This window comes from Streptomyces sp. NBC_01089 (assembly GCF_045162975.1).
Taxonomy (GTDB): Bacteria; Actinomycetota; Actinomycetes; order Streptomycetales; family Streptomycetaceae; genus Streptomyces.
The window spans coordinates 1,498,800-1,517,847 of record NZ_CP108660.1; the positions used below are offsets into that span (position 1 = coordinate 1,498,800).

The following is a 19,048-nucleotide window of genomic DNA, read 5'->3' on the forward strand; positions in this document are numbered from 1 at the left end:
CATCGGCCGCCCCCGCCGGTCTCGCGGTGATCCGGTGCCGCTGCGGGGCACCGAAGAGCGGGACGTACTCACTGAGCACCGGAGCTCACTGGCAGGCGCGTTGTTCGGCCAGGTCGAGCCAGTGCTCGACATCGGTCGGAGCGAAATGCCGGATGGCCCAGTCGACCATGCGCAGGCTCATATGGGCCCAAGCGAGTCGGAGTACATCGCCGGGCACAGCGTCGAGGACGTCATCGAGTCGTTTGCCGACACCCGGTTCGCACGTCTTCGCATGGATGCCGAAGCGCAAGGTCACCAGATCGAATCGGCGATCACCGCGCCCGGCGCCGTCCCAGTCGACGACGCCCGTGATCACACCGCCGTCGGCCAGCATGTTGCCGGGATGGAAGTCGTAGTGCACTGCGTCGTATCCGACGAGCTGGTCAGGGCTGTCCTCCCCGACCGCGGTGATCCAGCGTTCGAGTGCGGCACTGCGACGGTTGTGCCGGCGCAACGGCTCGTGCAGGCAATAGCCGACACCGTCCTCGCTCAGGTGCAGGCCGACCGGAGGAATGTCCGGGCGGTCGGCGAGTCGACCGGCCTGCAACCGGTTGAGTGCGAGGGCCTGCTCCAGACCGCGGTGGTCCAGGTCGTCGATCTTCGCACCCGGCATGAGCTGTTGCACAACGACCACCGCATGGCCGATCTGGACCGCCAACTCGGTCTCCGGTGCCGGGTAATCCGCGGAGCGGAGGATGTCGGCCACGCTGAGCGGTCCTGCCGTGACGTCCGCGAGCGTGCTGTGCGGCCGCCACTTCAGGACGGACCGGCGGCCGTCGGACCACCGCACGTAGGCGGCACCCACCTGCCCACCCGGACACGGGCCCTGGACCGTGAGACGAACGCCCGTCTGCGTGTACAAGGCTTCCGCCACCCGCTCGGCATCGAGGCGCTCGGCCCTCGGCCACCTCTCCGGAGAAGAGTTCACCGTCCGATTATCCCCGTACGGCGGCCACTTCCCGGGGTTCGCCGAGTGCCGCGGTGCAGTCCGACCGCGAGTGGCGGCCGGAGCACCGCAGCGTCCCGGCGGGAAGGGCGGGCCGCAGGCCCGGTTCAGACGGTCTTGCGGGCCACCCCTCCGTAGAAACCGATCTCGTCCGCCCCGGCGGGCGGCGGGGCGTCCGGGCGCCAGAACGGCACCTGGGCCAGGCCGGGTTCGATGAGGTCGAAGCCGTCGAAGAACCGCTCCACCTCGGCGCGCGAGCGCAGGTTCAGGGTGGCCGTGGCGTTGGTGTAGACGGCCTGGGCGCCGCTGCGGTCGGCGAAGTCGCCGGTGGCGTGCGAGAGGACCAGGAAGCTGCCGGCCGGCAGCGCGTCGCGCAGGGTGGCGACGACCCGCGCCGGCTCCTCGGCGTCGGTGAGGAAGTGCAGGACGGCGATGAGGAGCACGGCGACCGGCTCGTCGAAGTCGATGACCCGGCGGACCTCGGGGTGGTCCAGGATGGCCCGCGGGTCCCGCAGGTCACCGAGCACGACACTGGTCGCCCCGGAGCGGCTGAGCAGGGCGTCGGCGTGCGCGTTCACGATCGGGTCGTTGTCGACGTACGCGATCCGCACGTCGGGCGCCACTTCCTGCGCGGTCTCGTGCACGTTCGGGGAGGTGGGCAGCCCGGTGCCGACATCGAGGATCTGCCGGACACCGCTGCCGACCACATGCCGGACGGCGCGCCGCAGGAAGGCCCGGTTGGCCCGTACGCCGATCCGTACCTCGGGCGCAGCGGCGGCGAGTTCCTCGGCGGCCTGCTGATCGACCCGGTAGTTGTCCTTGCCGCCCAGCAGATAGTCGTAGATCCGCGCCGGATGCGGTCTGCTGGTGTCGATCCTCTCGGCGCTGAAGCCGCCGTCCTGTCCCACACTGCGCCCCTCTCGACGGCCGCCCCGGCTCCCCACCGGCGGACGGTGCCGACAGCTTCGCACACCAACTCGGCCAGGTGAGACGCCAGTTCCGGGCAGCGGCCCGACGGCTCCGCCGCAGCCCCGGCCACCGCCCCGGCCGCCGTACCCGCCGGGCGGTCAGGCGAGGTCGAGGAGCTGCTCGTAGAAACCGCCGAAGCGGCGCTCCTCGTCGACCAGATGGACCTCCAGGATCCAGTGGCAGCGCCATCCGGCCCGGTCCCTGCGGCGGAGCGGGGTGTCGTTGTCCGGCGTGATGTACGACTCCGTCCTGGCCCCGTCGATCGTCTCGTGCGGGAACTCGCCGACCAGATGGCCCGCGTGCCAGCCGCCCAGCGTCCAGCCCGCCTCTGCGGCCAGCCGCTCGACCTCGGCGTACAGCCGCTTGCCCGTGATGTCCGGGGCCGACCTGAACGCCTCGCGGCCGGCCGCGAAGACCGTCGCCAGGTCGTCGCGCAGCCGCTTCTTGTGGGGGTCGCCGCCGAGGACGAAGGTGCGCCCGAAGTCCGCCTCGTACTCCTCGAAGATCGGGCCGAAGTCGACGAACGCGATGTCGTCCTCGCCGATCACCCGGTCCGGCGGATTCTCCCGGTACGGGAACATCGTGTGCGGGCCGGAGCGGACGATCCGCTTGTGCCAGTGCTTCGTCGTCCCGAACATGTCGTTCGCGAGGTCGCGGATCCGGTCGCTGACCTCCTTCTCACCGGCGCCCGGCGCCACCAGGCCGCGCCCCTCGACCTCCGCGAAGAGGGCCACGGCCTTGCGCTGCGCCTCCTCCAGGCCGAGCGCCCGCAGTTGCTCATCCATCCGGTCAGGTACCGCCATGGTGCTGTTCCTCTGTTTCCTGGGCCCGGGCCTGTGCCTGCGCCTATGCCTGTCCCCGCGCCTGTCCCTGTTCCTGTGCCTCATGCGGTGTCGCGCGCACGATGACGAGCGACCCCTCGTAGTACGGCCGGCTGCGCAGATGGCCGAAGCGCGCGTCCCACGCCCCGGAGTCCAGATCCGCGCGCAGCCGCTCCGTGAACCGCTCGCGCACCCCGTCGTCCACGAAGCTCCACGCCGAGCACGCCTGCCGCGCGGCCGGGTCGAGGAGCATCTCGGGGCGCCCGTAGTACGCCTCGTTGAAACCGTCCGTGCAGTCCAGCGGGATCGGCACGGCCCGCACACTCGCGGCGCCGCCGAGCGCCTCGGCCATGGTGCCGATCGCAGGGTAGCGCCGCGCCTCGGTGTCCAGGACCTCGGGCGCGTACTCGTACAGCCAGAAATCCCTGACCAGCGCCGGATCGCAGGTCAGTACGGCCACCGGGCCCCGGGTCACCCGGCGCATCTCGCGCAGGCCCACGTCGACGTCGGACCACTGGTGCACGCTGAAGAGGGTCATCGCGCCGTCGAACTCCCCGTCCGCGAACGGCAGGTTCTCCGCGACCGCGTCCACCGCCCTGGGCAGGCCGGTCGAGCGCTGGGCCCGCATGGTCTCCGACGGCTCGACCGCGGTGACGGCCGGCGCGGCGGACTCGTACGAACCCGCCCCCGCGCCCACGTTGACGACCTTCCTGGCATCACCGAGGGCGTCCGCGATGACCTGGGCGATCCGGGGATCGGGCCGCCGGTAGTTCACATAGCCGGTACCGATGCCGCCGTAGTCGACATCACCGGCGCTGCCATCAGAGCTGCGGACATCCATGAAGATCCAAACCTCGCCTTGTGAGCAGGGAATCAGAGACGGAGGGAGAGCCCGGCCACCCGGCGGACCCCCGGGGCCCGTGCGACGGCTCACGCACCCCGGAACCCTCCGCGACACCAGCCACCGCCTTCGCCTCCGCACCTACCGGGAATCCGTCACCCCCATACTGCATCTGCCCTACCCTTGGCGTAAATCAGCTGGCTAATGCTCGTTACATCACCCAAATTCCTCGCAGATGTGGACCTGTGGACACCTCCAGGACAGCTGAGCGGCCGGGCCTGGCAGCTCAGCTGTTCCGGTGCTGCGGCGTCCGTCTCACCCGGCGTCCCTCAGCGCGTCGGCGATCCGGGTGAACCCGCGCTGCTCGGCGTGGCGCAGGGCCGTCACCCCGTCGCCGTCCGGCAGGCCGGGCGTGGCACCGGCCGCGAGCAGGAGCCCGACGATCTCCTGGTGCGCCGGGCCTCCGTCGCCGAGGATCACCGCCTCCAACAGGGCTGTCCAGCCGAGGTGGTTGACGTGGTCCACGTCGATGTCGGTCTCCCGCAGCAGGGCGCGTACGTAGTCGACATGGCCGCGCTCGGACGCCGGGATCAGCGCGATCCCGCCGAACCGGTTGCGCTGTGTCAGATCCGGTCCGGCCGGCAGCAGTACGCGCATCATCGCCACGCTGCCGGTGACACCGGTGGCCAGCCAGGGGCTGTCGTCCCGGTCGTCCTGGGCGTCGGGGTCGGCGCCCTCGGCGACCAGGACCCGGGCGGCCTCGACATGGTCGCCGATGGCGGCGAGCAGGAGGGCGGTACGGCCGTGCGCGTCGCGGGCCTCCGGATCGGCGCCGGCCGCCAGGGCAGCCCGTACCGCTGCCGTGTCTCCACGGCCGGCCGCCTCCAGGACGGCGCTGTCCTGCTCGTTCACTGTGTTCCTCCTCGGTCGGGCGCTGTTCCGCGGATCAGGTCGCTCACCCGGTGAGGGCCGCGACGCCCGCCCCGCCCGGGTGGGGTACACGCTGCTGCGGATCGCCCCGGGCGCCCACGCCAACGTACGCGCACACGCCGGTGCCACCGCCGCCCTGCTCACCTGACCAGCCTGGACGACCAGGTGGTCCTCGATATCGCGGACGACGGCCGGAGCTTGGACCCCGAGCAGGCCGCCGCACGGGCGCCCGCGGGCGGGCAGGACCTGCGCGGGCACAGCCTGCCCGCGGTGGCGGAGGAGCAGCCCCCCGTCCCGCAGGGGCTGTCCGGCCGGTACGCCGCCCCGCCGTCAGGTCTTGCGCAGGTCCGGGGCCGGCACCCCGATCAGCAGGCGGCGTACGGCGTCCCACGCGGCCCGCAGCGCGCGGGTGACCGCCGGGGAGTCGCTGCCCATGACGCGCACCCACGCCCCCGTGTCGTCGGGCAGCACGCTCACCCCGAAGACCAGACCGGTGGCATCGAGCGCGTCGTGGAGGGTGTCGGCGACCAGCGCGGCCGGGGCCAGCGGAGTGAGCACGTACAGCGAGGCCATCAGGTCGTGACCCGCGAAGACCGCGGGCCCGGTCACCCCGCCAGGACCGTGGGGTTCGAGGCGTACGGTGTCGGCCGCGAGGAGCGAGCCGTCCGGGCGCCGCACCTCCAGGTCGCTGAAGAGCATCCGGTAGGCGTGCCGTTCGTCCCGGGCCAGCCGCCCGGCCGCGATCGTCTCGCCGATGAGCACGGTCGCCGACGGGTCGGCCGTCACCTGGGTGTGCTGGTAGAAGCGCGCGTCGCGGTACGGGATCAGCGGGTCGGGCAGGTACTCGACGTAACTGTCCTCCCCCGCCGTCAGGTTGACCAGCTGGGTCGCGTGGTCGAACTCCATGCGGTGCACCTTGGTTGCGGCCTGGGTCGTCAGGTGCACGGCGGTGCCGGGCCCGCACTCGATGTCGATCCGGTTCCGGTCGGCCTGCAGGATGCCGCCGCCGGTCGACATCAGATAGGTCACCGGCAGATCCGGCCGGTGCGGGTCGATGTACAGCGGCCGCATGATCTGCAGCGGTGACTTCTGGTAGCGGTCGACGAGTTCGGTGCGGTCGCCGACGCGCGCGTACCGCAGTTCGAGCAGGCCGACCTTGCCGGGGCGCCCGGCGGCCAGGGTGTCCGCCGGACCGGCCAGGCCGAGCAGCCGGGCCGGGGTCCGCCGGGGTTCGTAGTGCGCGGGGTCCAGCCGCGCGGGCGCCGTGGTCACGCGGGAGCCGCCGCCTGGGCGGCTTCGTGGGCCAGGATGAAGTCGGCGATGGCGTCGAGGCCGTCCCCGGTGAGGGAGTTGGTCAGCACCACGGGCCGCCCCTCCCTGACCTTGCGGGCGTCCGACTCCATGACGTCCAGATCGCACCGCACGTACTGGGCGATGTCGACCTTGTTGATGACGAGCAGCTCGGACTCGGTGATGCCGGGGCCCCGCTTGCGCGGCATCTTGTCGCCCTCGGCGGTGTCCAGGACGAACAGGAAGAGGTCGACCAGCGCGGGGCTGAAGGTGAGCGTCAGGTTGTCGCCGCCGCTCTCGAAGAGCAGGGTGTCCACGTCGGGGTGGCGCTCAAGGAGCTCGTCGGCCGCCGCCTGGTTCATCGTCGGGTCGTCCCGGACGGCGGTGTGCGGGCAGGCCCCGGTCTCGACGCCGACGATCCGGTCCGCGTCGAGGATCCCGTCGAGGGTGCGCCGGACGTGGGCGGCGTCCTCGGTGGTGAAGATGTCGTTGGTGATGACGGCCGGGGTGCGGCCGCGCGCGAACAGGACGGGGACGAGCGCCTCGATCAGAGCCGTCTTCCCCGAGCCGACCGGGCCCGCGATCCCGACGCGCAGGACGCCGTCCTTCGGGCGCCGCAGGAGTTCGTCGTCGTGGTGGTGGTGCCGGGCCTGCATGGGGTCGTGCATGGTGATCCTTCTCTGGTGTGGTGACTCCGCGGGGGTGGCCCGCGAGGCCGGGCCGGCCGTACGGGGTGTACGGCCGGGCACCGCCCGGGCCGCACTCCGCCTAACTGGCGAACAGCCGTGCCTCGGCCCGCTCGTGGCGGCCGGCCATGATGTCCGCCACCGGGACGAAGCCGCCGATGTCGGCGAGCTCCCGCTCCAGGGATGCTTCGGTGGTCTCCTCGATCACCGGCGCCGCCCGGTGCAGGACGACCTGCGCCTGGCGGTGGTCGGTCAGCCGCAGCCGCAGCGCTGCCCCCACGAAACTGGCCGCGAAGGCGAACAGTTCGCAGGTGACCGCCTGCCGTACGGAGACCCCGTTGCCCGCGTGGACCACGGCGGCGACGACCGGCTGGCAGCCGCGTACGGCGCCCTCCCGGTAGAGGGTGCGGTACTGCTCGGTCTCCGGAGTCCCGTACACCTCCGCCGCCAGGTCGAGCAGCTGGCGCCCGGTGCGGACACTGGCCTGCCGGGCCTCACGGCCCAGTTTGGTGGCGTGCAACCGCTCTTCCACGGCCGTCAGTTCCGCCCAGTCGCCCGCGGTGACCGCCCGGTGGGCGAGCGCGAGCGCGGTGGCGTCGGACGGCCCCGCGCTGTGCCGCAGCAGGTCGTGGAGGAGGCCGGGCAGGCCGCGCGGGGTCACCGCGCGGGCCTGCTGGAAGCCCTCAAGGCCGTGCGACAGGGTGTAGTAGCCGCTGGGGAAGGCCGAGTCGGTGAGCTGGAGCCCGGTGAGCAGCGCCGCTGTGGGCATCGGGTCGTTCATACCGGGGCTCCGTTCGTGCGAGGGGTGGGACGCGGTGATCCGGCCGCCGTGACCGCCGGGGCGGCCGGGCGGTGGCGGTCAGACGATGTAGAAGAGGTGGTTGAGCGGGAGCCGCTCGGCGGGTTCGATCGTCGCGGGTTCGCCGTCGACGGTGACCTTGTACGTCTCCGGGTCCACCTCGATGCGCGGCAGCGCGTCGTTGCGCACCATGTGCTCCTTGCCGATGGTGCGGCAGCGCCGTACGGGCTCGGTCCGCCGCTGCAGGCCCAGTTCGCCGGGGACACCGGCGGCGATGGATGCCTGCGACATGAAGGTGACCGAGGTCTGCTGCTTGGCGCGGCCGTACGAGCCGAACATCGGGCGGTAGTAGACGGGCTGCGGCGTCGGCAGGGACGCGTTGGGGTCGCCCATCAGCGCCCAGTTGACCATGCCGCCCTTGATGACCAGCTTGGGCTTGGCGCCGAAGGAGTGCATCGGCCAGAGCACGATGTCGGCGAGCTTGCCCGGCTCCAGGGAGCCGATCACATCGGCCGCGCCGACCGCGATGGCCGGGTTGATGGTCAGCTTGGCCAGGTACCGCAGCACGCGCTGGTTGTCGTTGCGGGAGCTGTCCTCGGCCAGCGGGCCGCGCAGCTCCTTGCAGTGGTGCGCGGTCTGGAAGGCCCGGACGAAGGACTCGCCGACGCGGCCCATGGCCTGGGAGTCGGAGGAGAAGATGCTGATCACGCCGAGGTCGTGCAGCACGGTCTCGGCCGCGATCGTCTCGGCGCGCACCCGGCTGTCGGCGAACGAGACGTCCTCGGGGATGTCACGCGAGAGGTGGTGACAGACCATCACCATGTCGAGCAGCTCGTCCACCGCGTTGACGGTGTACGGCAGCGTCGGGTTGGTCGACGCGGGCAGTACGTTCGCCTCGCCCGAGACCCGGATGATGTCCGGGGCGTGGCCGCCGCCCGCACCCTCGGTGTGGAAGGTGTGGATGGTACGGCCGTTGATCGCGGAGAGGGTGTCCTCGAAGAACCCGCCCTCGTTGAGGGTGTCGGTGTGGATGGCCATCTGCACGTCGTGCTCGTCGGCGACGCTCAGCGCGGTGTCGATGGTGGCCGGGGTCGCGCCCCAGTCCTCGTGCACCTTCAGCCCGGCCGCGCCCGCCTCGATCTGCTCGCGGAGTGCCTCGGGCCGGCTGCCGTTGCCCTTGCCGAGCAGCCCCACGTTGACCGGCATGTCCTCCACGGCCTCCAGCATCCGGTGGATGTTCCACGGGCCGGGGGTGCAGGTCGTGCCGTTGGTGCCGTCGGTCGGGCCTGTGCCGCCGCCGAAGAAGGTGGTGATGCCGTTGGACAGGCCCTCCTGGGCCTGCTGCGGGGCGATGAAGTGGATGTGCGTATCCACGCCGCCCGCGGTGGCGATCAGGTGCTCGCCGGAGATGACCTCGGTGCCGGGGCCGATGACGAGCTTGGGGTCCACGCCGTTCTGGAGCTGCGGGTTGCCGGCCTTGCCGACGCCGACGATCAGACCACCGCGGACACCGATGTCGCCCTTGACGACACCGAGGACCGGGTCCATGACCACGACGTTGGTGATGACCAGGTCGAGGGCGCCCTCGCGGTTGAGCGCCGAGGGGTCCTGGGCCATGCCGTCACGGATGGCCTTGCCGCCGCCGTAGACGGCCTCTTCGCCGTAGGAACCGGCGTTGTGGTCGTACTCGACCTCGACCACCAGATTGGTGTCGGCGAGGTGGAAGCGGTCGCCCACGGTGGGGCCGAACAGGTCGGTGTACTGCTTGCGCGGAATGATCGCCATCAGTGCTGAGTCCCCTCGGTGCCCGGGGTGCTGTCGGCGCCGGGCGTGTTCCCTGTGCTGTCCGTGCCGGCGGCGCTGCCGGCGTGTGTGAATCCCAGCTCCGCGGCGCGGCGCAGTGCGTTGCGCTTGGTGTCGGGTGCCGACAGGCCGCCGTTGACGAGCCCGGCGAATCCCACGAGCCGCCCGGTGCCGGCGAAGGCGCACAGGTCGACCTCACGGGTGTCGCCGGGCTCGAAGCGCACGGCGGTGCCGGAGGGGATGTCGAGACGCATACCGAAGGCGGCTTCACGGTCGAAGCGCAGCGCGCGGTTGATCTCGAAGAAGTGGTAGTGCGACCCGATCTGGACGGCGCGGTCGCCGGTGTTGGCGACCGTGAGCCTGACCGTGGCCCGATTGGCGTTGATCTCCACGGGGTCATCTCCGTAGAGGTAGTGGGCTCCGCCCGACATCTCTGTCTCCTCGGTGGTTCAGACTGCAGGCTTCAGGCGCTGATCGGGTCGTGACAGGTGACCAGCTTCGTCCCGTCGACGAACGCCGTCTCGACCTGGAGGACGGTGAGCATCTCCCGTACTCCGGGCATCACGTCGTCCTGGGCGACGACCTTGCGGCCCAGCTCCATGCACTCGGCGACGGTGTGGCCGTCACGGGCCGCCTCCATGACGGCCTCGGTGATCAGTGCGGCGGCCTCGCTGTAGTTGAGCTTGGTTCCCCTGGCCCTGCGGCGGCGGGCCAGGTCGGCCACCACATAGACGTGGAGTTTGTCGATTTCGCGTGGTGCGAGATTCATGGCGTCACTCTGCTTTCTCGAACGAGATGCCGGGCCGGCCCAGCGCTGGACCCGCCGCGAGGAAGAGCCAGGTCGTCACAACGAACGGCCAGGTGAAGGGGGATCCGCCGGACGGCCGGGTGAACGCCTCCCAGGCGGCGGTGAACGGGACCGAGGCGACCACGGCGAGCGCGGCGTATCCGGCGGTCCACGGGGTGAGGGTCAGGAAGGTGGCCGCCAGCGCGATGGCGCAGAGCACCCCGTTGTAGCCGTAGAGGCCCTGGGTGATCCGGTCGGCCGGCAGCCCGGCCACGCAGGCGGTCAGCAGTGCGAGGGCGCTGGCAGCGGCCGCGGCGACGGCGGCGGCACGCGAGGTGAGGAGGATCCCGACGAGGAGGATGAGGCCCGCGTACCACTTGTCGAGGAAGAAGACCTGCCCGATGCCGTCGCAGAACGCCCGGCCGGCCTCCGCCGCCGTCAGTGAGGTGAAGCCGCCGACCCGCGCGGTGGCCCCCGTCACGGCCGGGGCCGTCGGCAGCGCGATCACCAGCACCCCGGCGACCAGGCAGTACGGGGCTGTCAGCACCGGCAGTCCGATGCGCCCGAAGAGGCGGCCGCCCGCCGCGCTCAGCACCGAGCAGACCGCCGCGCCGAGGACCGTGAGCAGGACGGTACGTCCCGAGGAGCCGAACGAGACGAGGAGGGCGATACCGGTCAGACAACCGCAGTAGCCGTCAAGGCCCTTGACCAGGTTCCCGCGGTCGGCGCCCAGCAGCGCGGCGGTCGCGGTGGACACGCCCGCGCCGAGCAGCCCGTACACGCCGGTGCGCCAGCCCTCGGCGAAGAGCGCGACGGTGAACAGCAGCCCCGTCCACGAGTTCGCGCTGAGTGCGACCTGGGCGATGCCCCGCAGCTCCACCTGCCCGAGCTGGAGCGGTGCCCGGCTCTTTGCCTGCACCGCCTGTTCCGCCGCAGACATGTCTACTCCCTTGAGGACATGGCGAATTGGCCAGAAACCCCCACATCAGGGGGGATTGGCGCTAGATCAACTTTCTGTTGAAAACCGTACGCCCGGCACAAGCGGAGCAAGGTCACGGACATCGGCCACCGAGCGTGTCCGGAGCGGTACGGTACGGCATAACCGCTGTTGGGATGTGGCGCTCCACCGGCTCACCGCGGCCTGCCCCCCGTCGGCCCGGCCGCAAGTCTTGGTAAGAGGTTGAACTGTTTTTGAACGCTTCATACCTGTCATTTGACCGAACTGGGCATGGACTGCCGCGTGCCCCGTCGACCAGGCGTTTCCGCCCGGGAAAAGCACCGGGTTGCGGGGCTGCCGGGCCGCGCCCATCCTGGAACGGCTTCGGCAGGCTCTGTCCCCGGTGTCCCCACCGCTCCGGCAGAGCGACACCCCCAACGGCGCGACCGATTCCGACGCCCCCGTCGCCGCACCGGCAGTGTGAGGACCCCCGCAGCCCGCCCGAGGGCGGCTCGCCCCGACACCGCCTCCGACGAGCCGAAGGAGCCCCGCCATGCACTCCGCCCTGACGCGAACCGCGCTCGCCGCGGCAGCCCTGTGCGCCACCCTCACCGCAGCCGCGATCACCCCCAGCGATGTGCTTCACCCGGCGAGCGCGAAGCCGTCGGCGCCCAGGACGCAGACGCACCGGACAGAGACACCGGAGAAGCGCACGCCCGGGACAACGGGACACCCCGCGCAGGCGCCCGGCGCGCAGACGCAGGAGACCCAGCAGACCCAGCGGACCGAGGGGGACACCAATCCGCCTCCGTACGACCGCCGCGCCTTCACCGAGCAGACCGTACGGCTCACCTGGAAGGGCACCACGGCGGCCGGCCGCGCCCGGATGTGCGCGCATCCGGACAGCTTCAACAGCCCGGCCCTCGACGCGCGCTACGCGGCGCGGCTGATCAGGGCGGAGTGCGGGGCCCACTGAGGCCGGTCGTGGCGGCCGGCCCGCCGGGGCCCCTGGGCTTCGTCGGCCTCCTGGGGGGGGGTCTGCCGCTGCCGGGCCTGCCGTACCGGCCGGGATCAGCCGTGCGTGGCGCGTCGGCGCAGGTGGAGGACCCCGCCGAGGGCCGCCGCGATGAGGACACCGCCCGCGACCAGCTCGGTGGTGTCCAGGTCGGTGAGCGAACCGCTGAGGACCGCCCTGATGCGTTTGTCCGGGGTGCCGGAGAGCAGCAGCGGCGCACTGCCCTTCCGCCCGGCGCACGCGAAGGTCACCTCGTACCGCTTCCCGGCTTTCGCATCCGGGTCGACGACGACTGTCGCGGGGTGCCCATGACGCAGCGTGACCGGGCCGAACGCACCGGACGAGACGCTGACGCCGGGCGCCCGGCAGCCGCTGGCGGCGAGGGTGACCGTCTCACCGGGAGCGACCGACCGGGGCGACACGGTGAACCCGAACGACGCGGGCCCGCCGTCGCCGTCCGCCGTCGCGGCCGGGGCGGCCAGGGACAGCACGGCGGCGCTCAGCAGGGCGGCAGACCCGACACTCGTCAAGCGCATGGGGGGTACCTCCGGGCACACGATGCGGGTAACGGACCGCGGCAGCAGGCCGGCGCGGGGCACTGCGGCAACCGGGCTGCGGCCACCAGGGGTGCGCGGCGGCGGAACACGTGCGCGGGTCGGGCTCTGCCGCGGCCGCGCGCTCGGCGCGCAGCGCACACCACTGCCGGGCCACGGTAAGCCGGTTCGCGGTCATCCGGCCAATCCGGCCACCCGTACGGGTCGTCAGGTTGCGCCGGACAGGCCAGCCGCCCGGTCCGCGGGCCCGCGGAGGCTCCTCCGGCGCACGGCAGCCGGGTATCGGCCGTTCGGACTCCTGGGTCCACGCCTGAGATGCGGGTAACGCCCAGTGTTTTTAACGTAACTGAATGATCTTCAGACCAGCCGTACGAAGTCTCTGCACCGGAGCCGTGGTGCTGGCCGCCGGTGTCACCGCGATCGCGCCCTGCGCCGCGCTGGCCCCGCGCCCCGGTCACCGCCCGGCAAGCGGCACGGGAAGCGGGACGCACGCCCCCGAGCTGCCTGGACAGGTCTCGGCCCTGTCCTGGGTGGTCGCCGACGCGACCTCCGGCGATGTGCTGGCGTCCAGGAACGCCCACCGCCATCTGCCCCCGGCCAGCACCCTCAAGACGCTCTTCGCCCTCACCGTGCTGCCGCATCTGCCCACGCGGCTGCTGCACACCGTGACCAGCGCGGACCTCGACGGTGTCGGTGCGGGGAGCGCCCGGGTCGGGGTGGTCGAGGGCCGTGCCTACCGGGTGGACGACCTGTGGCGCGGGGTCTTCCTCAGTTCGGGCGGCGACGCGGTGCACGTGCTGGCCTCCATGAACGGCGGCTGGCAGAAGACCAGGGACGAGATGCGCGAGCGGGCCGTGCAGTTGGGGGCCGAGGACACCCATGTCATGTCCCCGGACGGCTACGACACACCGGGCCAGTACTCGTCGGCCTTCGATCTCGCGGTCTTCGGCCGCACCGGCCTGGCCGACCCGGCGTTCGCCCGCTACTGCTCGACGCGCGTCGCGGAGTTCCCCGGCGGGCTCGACAGTTCGGGGCGGGCCGGCGCGCCCTTCCAGATCCAGAACACCAACCGGCTGCTGGCGGGCACCCAGGACGTCAGCCGCTACCCCGGCCTCATCGGGGTCAAGAACGGCTACACGTCCGAGGCGGGCAACACCCTGATCGCCGCGGCCCGCCGGGGCGGCCACACCCTGATCGTGACGGTGATGAACCCTCAGGACAGCACGGTCTACGACGATGCCCGCTCGCTCCTCGACTGGGGCTTCGCCGCCTCCGGCAAGGTGCGGCCGGTCGGCTCGCTCCGGCCCGCCGTGGCACGGACCACGACCGCGGGAGCCCCGGGTCCCGCACAGGCCCCGCCGGACCCGGCGCTCGTCGCGAACCACCACTCCACGATCAAGAAGTCGTCGACGCTGGGCGGATTCGCCGCGGTCGGGGCGCTGCTCGTCTCGCTCTCCGCTTCGCTGTGGCTGCTTCGTCGGCGGATGCGGCGCTGACGGGGCCGGACACCGACGGCCTCGGCCGGCAGCCGGCTCAGACGATGGCGGCGCCACCGAACAGCAGCAGCGCCACATCGATCCCCGCGACGACGACCGCCGAGGCGAACGCGGCCCGCTCCCGGCGGCGGCCGAGCAGCGTCCCGGCGACCGCGGCCGCGACCGCCGCCGTGAGCGCCGCGAGCGCCAGTCCTGAGGGCGGCCCCGCGGGCCCCAGGACCAGGACGGCGGACGCGGCGACCAGCGGGACCGGCAGCAGCAGCAGGGTGCGGTGCGGGCCCAGCCGGTGCGGCCAGCCGCGCACTCCGAGTGCCAGGTCGCTGCGGATATCGGGCAGGACGTCGCCGAGATGGGCGCCGGTCCCCAGCAGCGCGCCCGCGGTGACGATCCACCAGACGGGCCGCGGCTGTCCCGGCAGGCCGAGTGCGACGAAGGCGGGCAGTGCGGCGAAGCCCACCGCGTACGGCAGCCAGGACCAGCCGCTCGCCTTGAGCCCGAGGTCGTACGCCCAGGCCAGGCCGACCCCCGTCAGATGCACGGCGCCCGCCCACCTGCCGCAGCCGAACGACAGCGGCACACAGAGCGCCAGCGCGGTGAACGCGGCGGCCCACACGGTGCGTACGCCGACCCTGCCGTCGGCGACCGGCTTGCCGCTGCGGCCGGCCGCGGTGTCCCGGCGGGCGTCGACCGCGTCGTTGCACCAGCCGACGGACAGCTGCCCTGCGAGCACGGCCGCGGCGGTCAGCACACACCGCCCGGGGCTCTGCCCCGCGGTCACGGCAAGCCCGGTCAGCAGGACGGTGACCGCCACGACGGGCCCGGGGTGGCACGATCCGGCCAGCGCGGCCGCGACACCGCCCCGCCCGGCGACGGGTCGATCTGCCAGGGGCTGCTCGGGAGTTCCCACCCGGTGATCGTAGACACGGCCTGCCCCGGCGCCACCGTTGCGCGCGCTGCTCACCCGTGCGGACTCGCCACGCGTACGGGCGAATCGGCCGGGGGCGCCGAGTGGACGGCCAGGGTGTCGGGAGCCCTGCCGGGGGCAGGGATGCTGCAATGCAGGGCACGTCATCCCCGAGGCGGAAGAACTTATGACCCGGATCGCAGCCGTCCACGGTGTCCTGGCACCGCACCGCCACGCCCAGCACGAGATCACCGACATGGTGGCCCGCGTCTGCCTGCCCGACGGCACCGACCGGCGGGTCCTCGACCGGCTGCACCACAGCTCCCGGGTCCGCACCCGCCATATGACGCTGCCGCTTGACGCGTACGAGAAGCTGGACGGATTCGGCGCCGCCAACGACGCGTTCATCACCGGTGCGACGGAGCTCGGCGCCACGGCCGTCCGGGGCGCGCTGCACGCGGCGGGGCTGCGTCCCGAGGACGTGGACCTGCTGATCTTCACCTCGGTCACCGGAATCGCCACCCCGTCCATCGACGCACGGCTGGCGAACCGGCTCGGGCTGCGCCCCGACGTCAAACGGCTGCCGCTCTTCGGGCTCGGCTGCGCCGGGGGCGCGGCGGGGCTGGCCCGCACCCACGACTATCTGCTCGGACACCCGGACCAGGTGGCGGTGCTGCTCTCCGTCGAGCTGTGCTCCCTCACCTTCCAGCGCGACGACAGCTCGATGGCCAATCTGATCGCCACCGCCCTCTTCGGGGACGGCGCTGCGGCGGTCGTGGCGTGCGGCCCCGACCACCCCGCCGCACGGCGCGAGCTGCCGGGGCCGACCGTCGTGGACACCCGCAGCCGGCTCTACCCCGACACCGGTCATGTCATGGGCTGGAACATCAAGAGCTCGGGCTTCCAGGTGGTGCTCGACCCGTCCGTGCCCGATGTGGTCCGCCGTCATCTCGCCTCGGACGTCACGGGTTTCCTCGCCGACCACGGTCTCAAGCCGAAGGACGTGTCGGCCTGGGTCTGCCACCCGGGCGGGCCGAAAGTACTGGAGGCGGTCACCGAAGCGCTCGGACTGCCCGACGAAGCGCTCGGGGTGACCTGGCGCCACCTGGCTGATGTGGGCAATCTGTCCTCGTCGTCGGTGCTGCACGTGTTGCGCGACACTCTGGCGGGGGACCCTCCGGCGCCCGGCACACCGGGGCTGCTGCTGGCGATGGGCCCGGGCTTCTGCTGCGAACTGGTTCTGCTGCGCTGGTAGCCCGGCGAACCGCAGCAGCCGCAATGAGCCGCAGGACGTGCTGCGGCCGTGATTCGGAGGACCCCATGATCTGGTACGTGCTGCTGGTGGCCGCTGTCGCCGCCGAGCGCATCGCCGAACTCGTCGTCGCCCGGCGCAACGAGCGCTGGAGCATGGCACGCGGTGCGACCGTCGCCGGACAGGGCCACTATCCGGTGATGGTCGCCCTGCACACCGGGCTGCTCGCGGCGTGCGTGGCCGAGGTCTGGCTGGGCGGCCGGCCGTTCCTGCCCGCGCTGGGCTGGCCGATGGCGGCCGTCCTGGTGGCCGCCCAGGGGCTGCGCTGGTGGTGCATCGGAACGCTGGGCCCGCGCTGGAACACCCGGGTGATCGTCGTGCCCGGCCTGCCCCTAGTGCAGGGCGGCCCCTACCGGTGGCTGCGGCACCCGAACTATGTGGCCGTGGTCGCCGAGGGGGTGGCGCTGCCGCTGGTGCACACCGCGTGGCTCACCGCGCTGGTGTTCACGGTGCTCAACGCCGCGCTGCTGACCGTCCGTATCCGCTGCGAGAACACGGCACTGACGGGCTCCTGGACGGCGGGGTCCGGTACTGCGGAGTCCGGTGCGTCGGGATCCGGTACGGCGGGGCCCGGTACAGCGGGGTCCGGTGCGTCGGAGTCCGGTGCGGCGGGGGATGTCACAGCGGGGGATGTCACGGCGTGATCGACGTACTGGTGGCGGGCGGCGGCCCCGCCGGACTCGCCACCGCTGTCCATGCCGCGCTGGCCGGTCTGGAGGCCGTCGTCGTGGAACCCAGGACCTCACCCGTCGACAAAGCATGCGGGGAGGGCGTCATGCCCGGCGGGGTCGACGCGCTGCGGGCGCTGGGGGTGCCGGTGCGGGGGCGCGAGCTGCGCGGTATCCGCTATCTCGACGGCCGGCGCAGCGCCGAGGCCGCGTTCCGGGACGGGACCGGTCTCGGGATCCGCCGTACGGTGCTGCACGCCGCGCTGTACGAGCGCGCCCGCGAGCTGGGCGTACGGATGGTCACGGGCAAGGTCGGCGAGGTGCGGCAGAGCGCCGACTCCGTCACAGCGGCCGGGCTCACCGCCCGCTGGCTGGTGGCCGCCGACGGCCTGCACTCACCGCTGCGCCGCACCCTCGGGCTCGACCTGCCCGCCCGCTCCCCCGGCCGGTACGGGCTGCGCCGCCACTACCGGTGCGCCCCCTGGACCGACTTCGTCGAGGTGCACTGGTCCGCGCACGGTGAGGCGTATGTGACGCCTGTCGGCGACGAGTTGGTCGGGGTCGCGGTGCTCAGCCGCAGCCGCCGCGGCTACGACGCGCACCTGGCCGGTTTCCCTGCGCTGCACGAGGCGCTGCGCCGCCCCCACGCGAGCACGGTGCGGGGCGCGGGACCGCTCCGCCAGCGGGTACGGAGCCGGGTGGCCGGGCGGGTACTGCTCGTCGGCGACGCCGCGGGGTACGTCGACGCGCTCACCGGCGAGGGGATCGCCCTGGCCCTGGCGACCGCCGGGGCAGCCGTGCGCTGCCTGGCCGCGGGCCGCCCCGCGGACTACGAGGCCGCCTGGCAGCGCCTGACCCGGCGCCACCGCCTGCTGACCGGAGCGCTGTTGTCCTTCAGCGGCAGCCCACGCACGGCGGGCCTCGTGGTACCCGCGGCCGCCCGCCTGCCCACCGTCTTCGCAGCGGCCGTCCACGCGCTCCAGTGACCGGGCGGGGTTCCGGGCTGCCGAGCCGCTCGGCCGGCGCGCGGCCTCACTCCACGCCACCGGGACGTTCGGTCCGTCGTACGGGCGAAGGCGCCGGGCAAGTGGCGAAAGGGGCATGGCTGGTCGGGCCGGCCACCGCGGCGGCCAGGCCGGTGTCGAGCTGCTCCAGCCTGATGCGACGGTCGGTGTACAGCAGGCCGAGAGTCAGGGGCGTCAGAGGGGCCCTGCCGATCGCGGCGCCGACTGCTGCGAGCCCCACGACGGCAGCCGGAAGGATGAGGCCGGTCAACGGTGTCGACGACTGGCCGCTCGATGAGCTGTCGAGGACTCCCGGCGGGGCGAGCCGCGTCGCGACTGTCCCCGCCAGGGCCATGGCCGGCTGGGTGGCCGTGTAACAGATCATTCTGGTCAGGCAGGCGATACCGAGCGTGCGCCAGGAGGCCGCGTGGCTGAGTTTCCAGGCGCGGCGCAGGGCGGCCACCGGGCGCCGGTTCTCCAGGACCACGACCGGCACGGCGAGGACGAGCCGCCCGCCCGCATAGACGGCGCCGAGCACGCCGGGGATCAGCAGAAGCAGGCCGAACGCCAGGGCGGTGAGGCTGTGCAGGACGACACCGAGCAGGATGGCCGGAAGCATGGAGGCGACCATGACGGCGACGGCGGCCAGGCTGGTCAGGAGCTGGGTCCCCAGCACCCGCCACAGGTACGGCCGGGCTTCGGTCCACGCCTGACGGGCGGTCGGGGGACGACGGCCCAGTACGGCATGGCGGCCGAGTACGGTGATGCTGACCGTCGCGGTCACGGCGTAGGCGACGGTCGCGCAGATCAGAGCCGGGACAAGGACGACCGCCCCGGCCGTGACCATCCCGGACAGATGGCTCGTGAAGGGCCGGCCGCCATGTGCCGTCCCGTGCGTGATCAGGAACCAGGCGGCGCAGACGCAGCCGCCGAGCAGCACGGCGGAGCCCAACGCGAGGGCGAGCAGCGGGAGATACAGCGGTTTCGGATAGCGCCTGACGGTGGCGAAGACGCCTCTGAGGATGTCACTGGCGTCGAGGCGGCGCAGCGGCACCGTTCCCGGCTTGGGGGCGGGGTCCGCGTGGGCCCTGCCTGTCGGCGCCCACCCTCCGGCAGGCAGGCCGCTGGGATCAAGTGCCCACTGTCCCCCGCTGGTTGCCATGGCCCACCCTTCCGGTCGGCGGTGTCGCACTGTCGCGCTGTATCGAGCGTACGACCACGAGGGGCCGTACGGGATCCGTTCCCCG

The 19,048-nt window shown here is 72.6% G+C and carries 20 protein-coding genes and 1 pseudogene; 6 read left to right on the top strand and 15 right to left on the bottom strand.

From position 1 onward, the window contains the following. Nucleotides 1–85: 85 nt before the first annotated feature. The 5 genes from OG510_RS06645 to OG510_RS06665 all read right to left on the bottom strand — a co-directional run bounded on the left by OG510_RS06645 (nucleotide 86) and on the right by OG510_RS06665 (nucleotide 4,528). A complete protein-coding gene (locus OG510_RS06645) occupies nucleotides 86–967 on the bottom strand; it encodes an aminoglycoside phosphotransferase family protein (RefSeq protein WP_406135835.1) in 882 nt (293 codons plus the stop codon). A 125-nt stretch (nucleotides 968–1,092) separates the two neighbouring features. After that, nucleotides 1,093–1,893, bottom strand: coding sequence for an SAM-dependent methyltransferase (locus OG510_RS06650; protein ID WP_406135836.1), 801 nt, complete (start codon nucleotides 1,891–1,893; stop codon nucleotides 1,093–1,095). Nucleotides 1,894–2,052: 159 nt separating this feature from the next. Further along, a complete protein-coding gene (locus OG510_RS06655; RefSeq protein ID WP_406135837.1) occupies nucleotides 2,053–2,757 on the bottom strand; it encodes a M24 family metallopeptidase in 705 nt (234 codons plus the stop codon). A 43-nt stretch (nucleotides 2,758–2,800) separates the two neighbouring features. Continuing rightward, nucleotides 2,801–3,616 (bottom strand): class I SAM-dependent methyltransferase, encoded by an 816-nt coding sequence (locus OG510_RS06660; RefSeq protein WP_406135838.1) that lies wholly within the window; start codon nucleotides 3,614–3,616, stop codon nucleotides 2,801–2,803. A gap of 315 nt (nucleotides 3,617–3,931) precedes the next feature. Next, nucleotides 3,932–4,528, bottom strand: a complete 597-nt coding sequence (locus OG510_RS06665; protein WP_406135840.1) for an ankyrin repeat domain-containing protein — start codon at nucleotides 4,526–4,528, stop codon at nucleotides 3,932–3,934. Nucleotide 4,529: 1 nt separating this feature from the next. On the opposite strand from OG510_RS06665, the gene OG510_RS06670 reads away from it, so the two are divergent. Continuing rightward, nucleotides 4,530–4,694 carry a hypothetical protein gene (locus OG510_RS06670; protein WP_406135841.1) on the top strand — a complete coding sequence of 55 codons (165 nt, stop codon included), beginning with the start codon at nucleotides 4,530–4,532 and terminating at the stop codon, nucleotides 4,692–4,694. Nucleotides 4,695–4,876: 182 nt separating this feature from the next. On the opposite strand, the gene OG510_RS06675 is transcribed toward OG510_RS06670, so the two are convergent. From OG510_RS06675 to OG510_RS06705, 7 genes are all read right to left on the bottom strand, one after another. Continuing rightward, nucleotides 4,877–5,818, bottom strand: a complete 942-nt coding sequence (locus tag OG510_RS06675; RefSeq protein ID WP_406135842.1) for an urease accessory protein UreD — start codon at nucleotides 5,816–5,818, stop codon at nucleotides 4,877–4,879. Further along, on the bottom strand, nucleotides 5,815–6,492 hold the full coding sequence (gene ureG / locus OG510_RS06680; protein WP_164263603.1) for an urease accessory protein UreG: 678 nt from the start codon (nucleotides 6,490–6,492) through the stop codon (nucleotides 5,815–5,817). The genes OG510_RS06675 and ureG overlap by 4 nt, the downstream gene beginning before the upstream one ends. A gap of 112 nt (nucleotides 6,493–6,604) precedes the next feature. Next, nucleotides 6,605–7,303 (bottom strand): urease accessory protein UreF, encoded by a 699-nt coding sequence (locus tag OG510_RS06685; protein ID WP_406135843.1) that lies wholly within the window; start codon nucleotides 7,301–7,303, stop codon nucleotides 6,605–6,607. Between the two features lie 78 nt (nucleotides 7,304–7,381). Next, nucleotides 7,382–9,106 (bottom strand): urease subunit alpha, encoded by a 1,725-nt coding sequence (gene ureC / locus OG510_RS06690; RefSeq protein ID WP_406135844.1) that lies wholly within the window; start codon nucleotides 9,104–9,106, stop codon nucleotides 7,382–7,384. Then, nucleotides 9,106–9,555: an urease subunit beta gene (locus OG510_RS06695; RefSeq protein ID WP_406135845.1), complete on the bottom strand. Its 450-nt coding sequence runs from the start codon at nucleotides 9,553–9,555 to the stop codon at nucleotides 9,106–9,108. The genes ureC and OG510_RS06695 overlap by 1 nt, the downstream gene beginning before the upstream one ends. 32 nt (nucleotides 9,556–9,587) lie before the next feature. After that, entirely contained in the window at nucleotides 9,588–9,893 is a 306-nt protein-coding gene (locus tag OG510_RS06700) for an urease subunit gamma (RefSeq protein WP_164263540.1), read from the bottom strand. A gap of 4 nt (nucleotides 9,894–9,897) precedes the next feature. After that, nucleotides 9,898–10,851, bottom strand: coding sequence for an urea transporter (locus OG510_RS06705; RefSeq protein WP_406135847.1), 954 nt, complete (start codon nucleotides 10,849–10,851; stop codon nucleotides 9,898–9,900). 550 nt (nucleotides 10,852–11,401) lie between these two features. Here OG510_RS06705 and OG510_RS06710 point away from each other — a divergent pair. Further along, nucleotides 11,402–11,824 carry a hypothetical protein gene (locus tag OG510_RS06710; RefSeq protein ID WP_406135848.1) on the top strand — a complete coding sequence of 141 codons (423 nt, stop codon included), beginning with the start codon at nucleotides 11,402–11,404 and terminating at the stop codon, nucleotides 11,822–11,824. A gap of 95 nt (nucleotides 11,825–11,919) precedes the next feature. Here the strand turns inward: OG510_RS06710 and OG510_RS06715 are convergent, their stop codons facing one another. Then, nucleotides 11,920–12,399: a hypothetical protein gene (locus tag OG510_RS06715; protein WP_406135849.1), complete on the bottom strand. Its 480-nt coding sequence runs from the start codon at nucleotides 12,397–12,399 to the stop codon at nucleotides 11,920–11,922. A 368-nt stretch (nucleotides 12,400–12,767) separates the two neighbouring features. On the opposite strand from OG510_RS06715, the gene OG510_RS06720 reads away from it, so the two are divergent. After that, the gene (locus OG510_RS06720) at nucleotides 12,768–13,913 is read left to right on the top strand and encodes a D-alanyl-D-alanine carboxypeptidase family protein (RefSeq protein ID WP_406135850.1); all 1,146 of its coding nucleotides are present in this window, start codon (nucleotides 12,768–12,770) and stop codon (nucleotides 13,911–13,913) included. Between the two features lie 37 nt (nucleotides 13,914–13,950). Here the strand turns inward: OG510_RS06720 and OG510_RS06725 are convergent, their stop codons facing one another. Further along, nucleotides 13,951–14,820, bottom strand: coding sequence for a UbiA family prenyltransferase (locus OG510_RS06725; protein ID WP_406135851.1), 870 nt, complete (start codon nucleotides 14,818–14,820; stop codon nucleotides 13,951–13,953). Between the two features lie 184 nt (nucleotides 14,821–15,004). Here OG510_RS06725 and OG510_RS06730 point away from each other — a divergent pair, with 184 nt between their 5' ends. The 3 genes and pseudogenes from OG510_RS06730 (at nucleotide 15,005) to OG510_RS06740 (ending at nucleotide 17,783) form a co-directional block, all read left to right on the top strand. Then, on the top strand, nucleotides 15,005–16,072 hold the full coding sequence (locus OG510_RS06730; protein ID WP_406135852.1) for a type III polyketide synthase: 1,068 nt from the start codon (nucleotides 15,005–15,007) through the stop codon (nucleotides 16,070–16,072). Nucleotides 16,073–16,137: 65 nt separating this feature from the next. Next, nucleotides 16,138–16,632, top strand: a pseudogene (locus OG510_RS06735) (isoprenylcysteine carboxyl methyltransferase family protein); the annotation flags it as partial. 137 nt (nucleotides 16,633–16,769) lie between these two features. Continuing rightward, the gene (locus tag OG510_RS06740) at nucleotides 16,770–17,783 is read left to right on the top strand and encodes an NAD(P)/FAD-dependent oxidoreductase (RefSeq protein WP_406135853.1); all 1,014 of its coding nucleotides are present in this window, start codon (nucleotides 16,770–16,772) and stop codon (nucleotides 17,781–17,783) included. A 46-nt stretch (nucleotides 17,784–17,829) separates the two neighbouring features. Here the strand turns inward: OG510_RS06740 and OG510_RS06745 are convergent, their stop codons facing one another. Next, nucleotides 17,830–18,963, bottom strand: coding sequence for a hypothetical protein (locus OG510_RS06745; RefSeq protein ID WP_406135854.1), 1,134 nt, complete (start codon nucleotides 18,961–18,963; stop codon nucleotides 17,830–17,832). Nucleotides 18,964–19,048: the final 85 nt, after the last annotated feature.

Coding starts and splice junctions, on each gene's coding strand:
- OG510_RS06715 (WP_406135849.1), bottom strand. CDS start 12,399: ATGCGCTTGACGAGTGTCGGGTCTGCCGCCCTGCTGAGCGCCGCCGTG.
- OG510_RS06730 (WP_406135852.1), top strand. CDS start 15,005: ATGACCCGGATCGCAGCCGTCCACGGTGTCCTGGCACCGCACCGCCAC.
- OG510_RS06660 (WP_406135838.1), bottom strand. CDS start 3,616: ATGGATGTCCGCAGCTCTGATGGCAGCGCCGGTGATGTCGACTACGGC.
- ureC (WP_406135844.1), bottom strand. CDS start 9,106: ATGGCGATCATTCCGCGCAAGCAGTACACCGACCTGTTCGGCCCCACC.
- OG510_RS06710 (WP_406135848.1), top strand. CDS start 11,402: ATGCACTCCGCCCTGACGCGAACCGCGCTCGCCGCGGCAGCCCTGTGC.
- OG510_RS06695 (WP_406135845.1), bottom strand. CDS start 9,555: ATGTCGGGCGGAGCCCACTACCTCTACGGAGATGACCCCGTGGAGATC.
- OG510_RS06655 (WP_406135837.1), bottom strand. CDS start 2,757: ATGGCGGTACCTGACCGGATGGATGAGCAACTGCGGGCGCTCGGCCTG.
- ureG (WP_164263603.1), bottom strand. CDS start 6,492: ATGCAGGCCCGGCACCACCACCACGACGACGAACTCCTGCGGCGCCCG.
- OG510_RS06685 (WP_406135843.1), bottom strand. CDS start 7,303: ATGAACGACCCGATGCCCACAGCGGCGCTGCTCACCGGGCTCCAGCTC.
- OG510_RS06720 (WP_406135850.1), top strand. CDS start 12,768: ATGATCTTCAGACCAGCCGTACGAAGTCTCTGCACCGGAGCCGTGGTG.
- OG510_RS06700 (WP_164263540.1), bottom strand. CDS start 9,893: ATGAATCTCGCACCACGCGAAATCGACAAACTCCACGTCTATGTGGTG.
- OG510_RS06745 (WP_406135854.1), bottom strand. CDS start 18,963: ATGGCAACCAGCGGGGGACAGTGGGCACTTGATCCCAGCGGCCTGCCT.
- OG510_RS06705 (WP_406135847.1), bottom strand. CDS start 10,851: ATGTCTGCGGCGGAACAGGCGGTGCAGGCAAAGAGCCGGGCACCGCTC.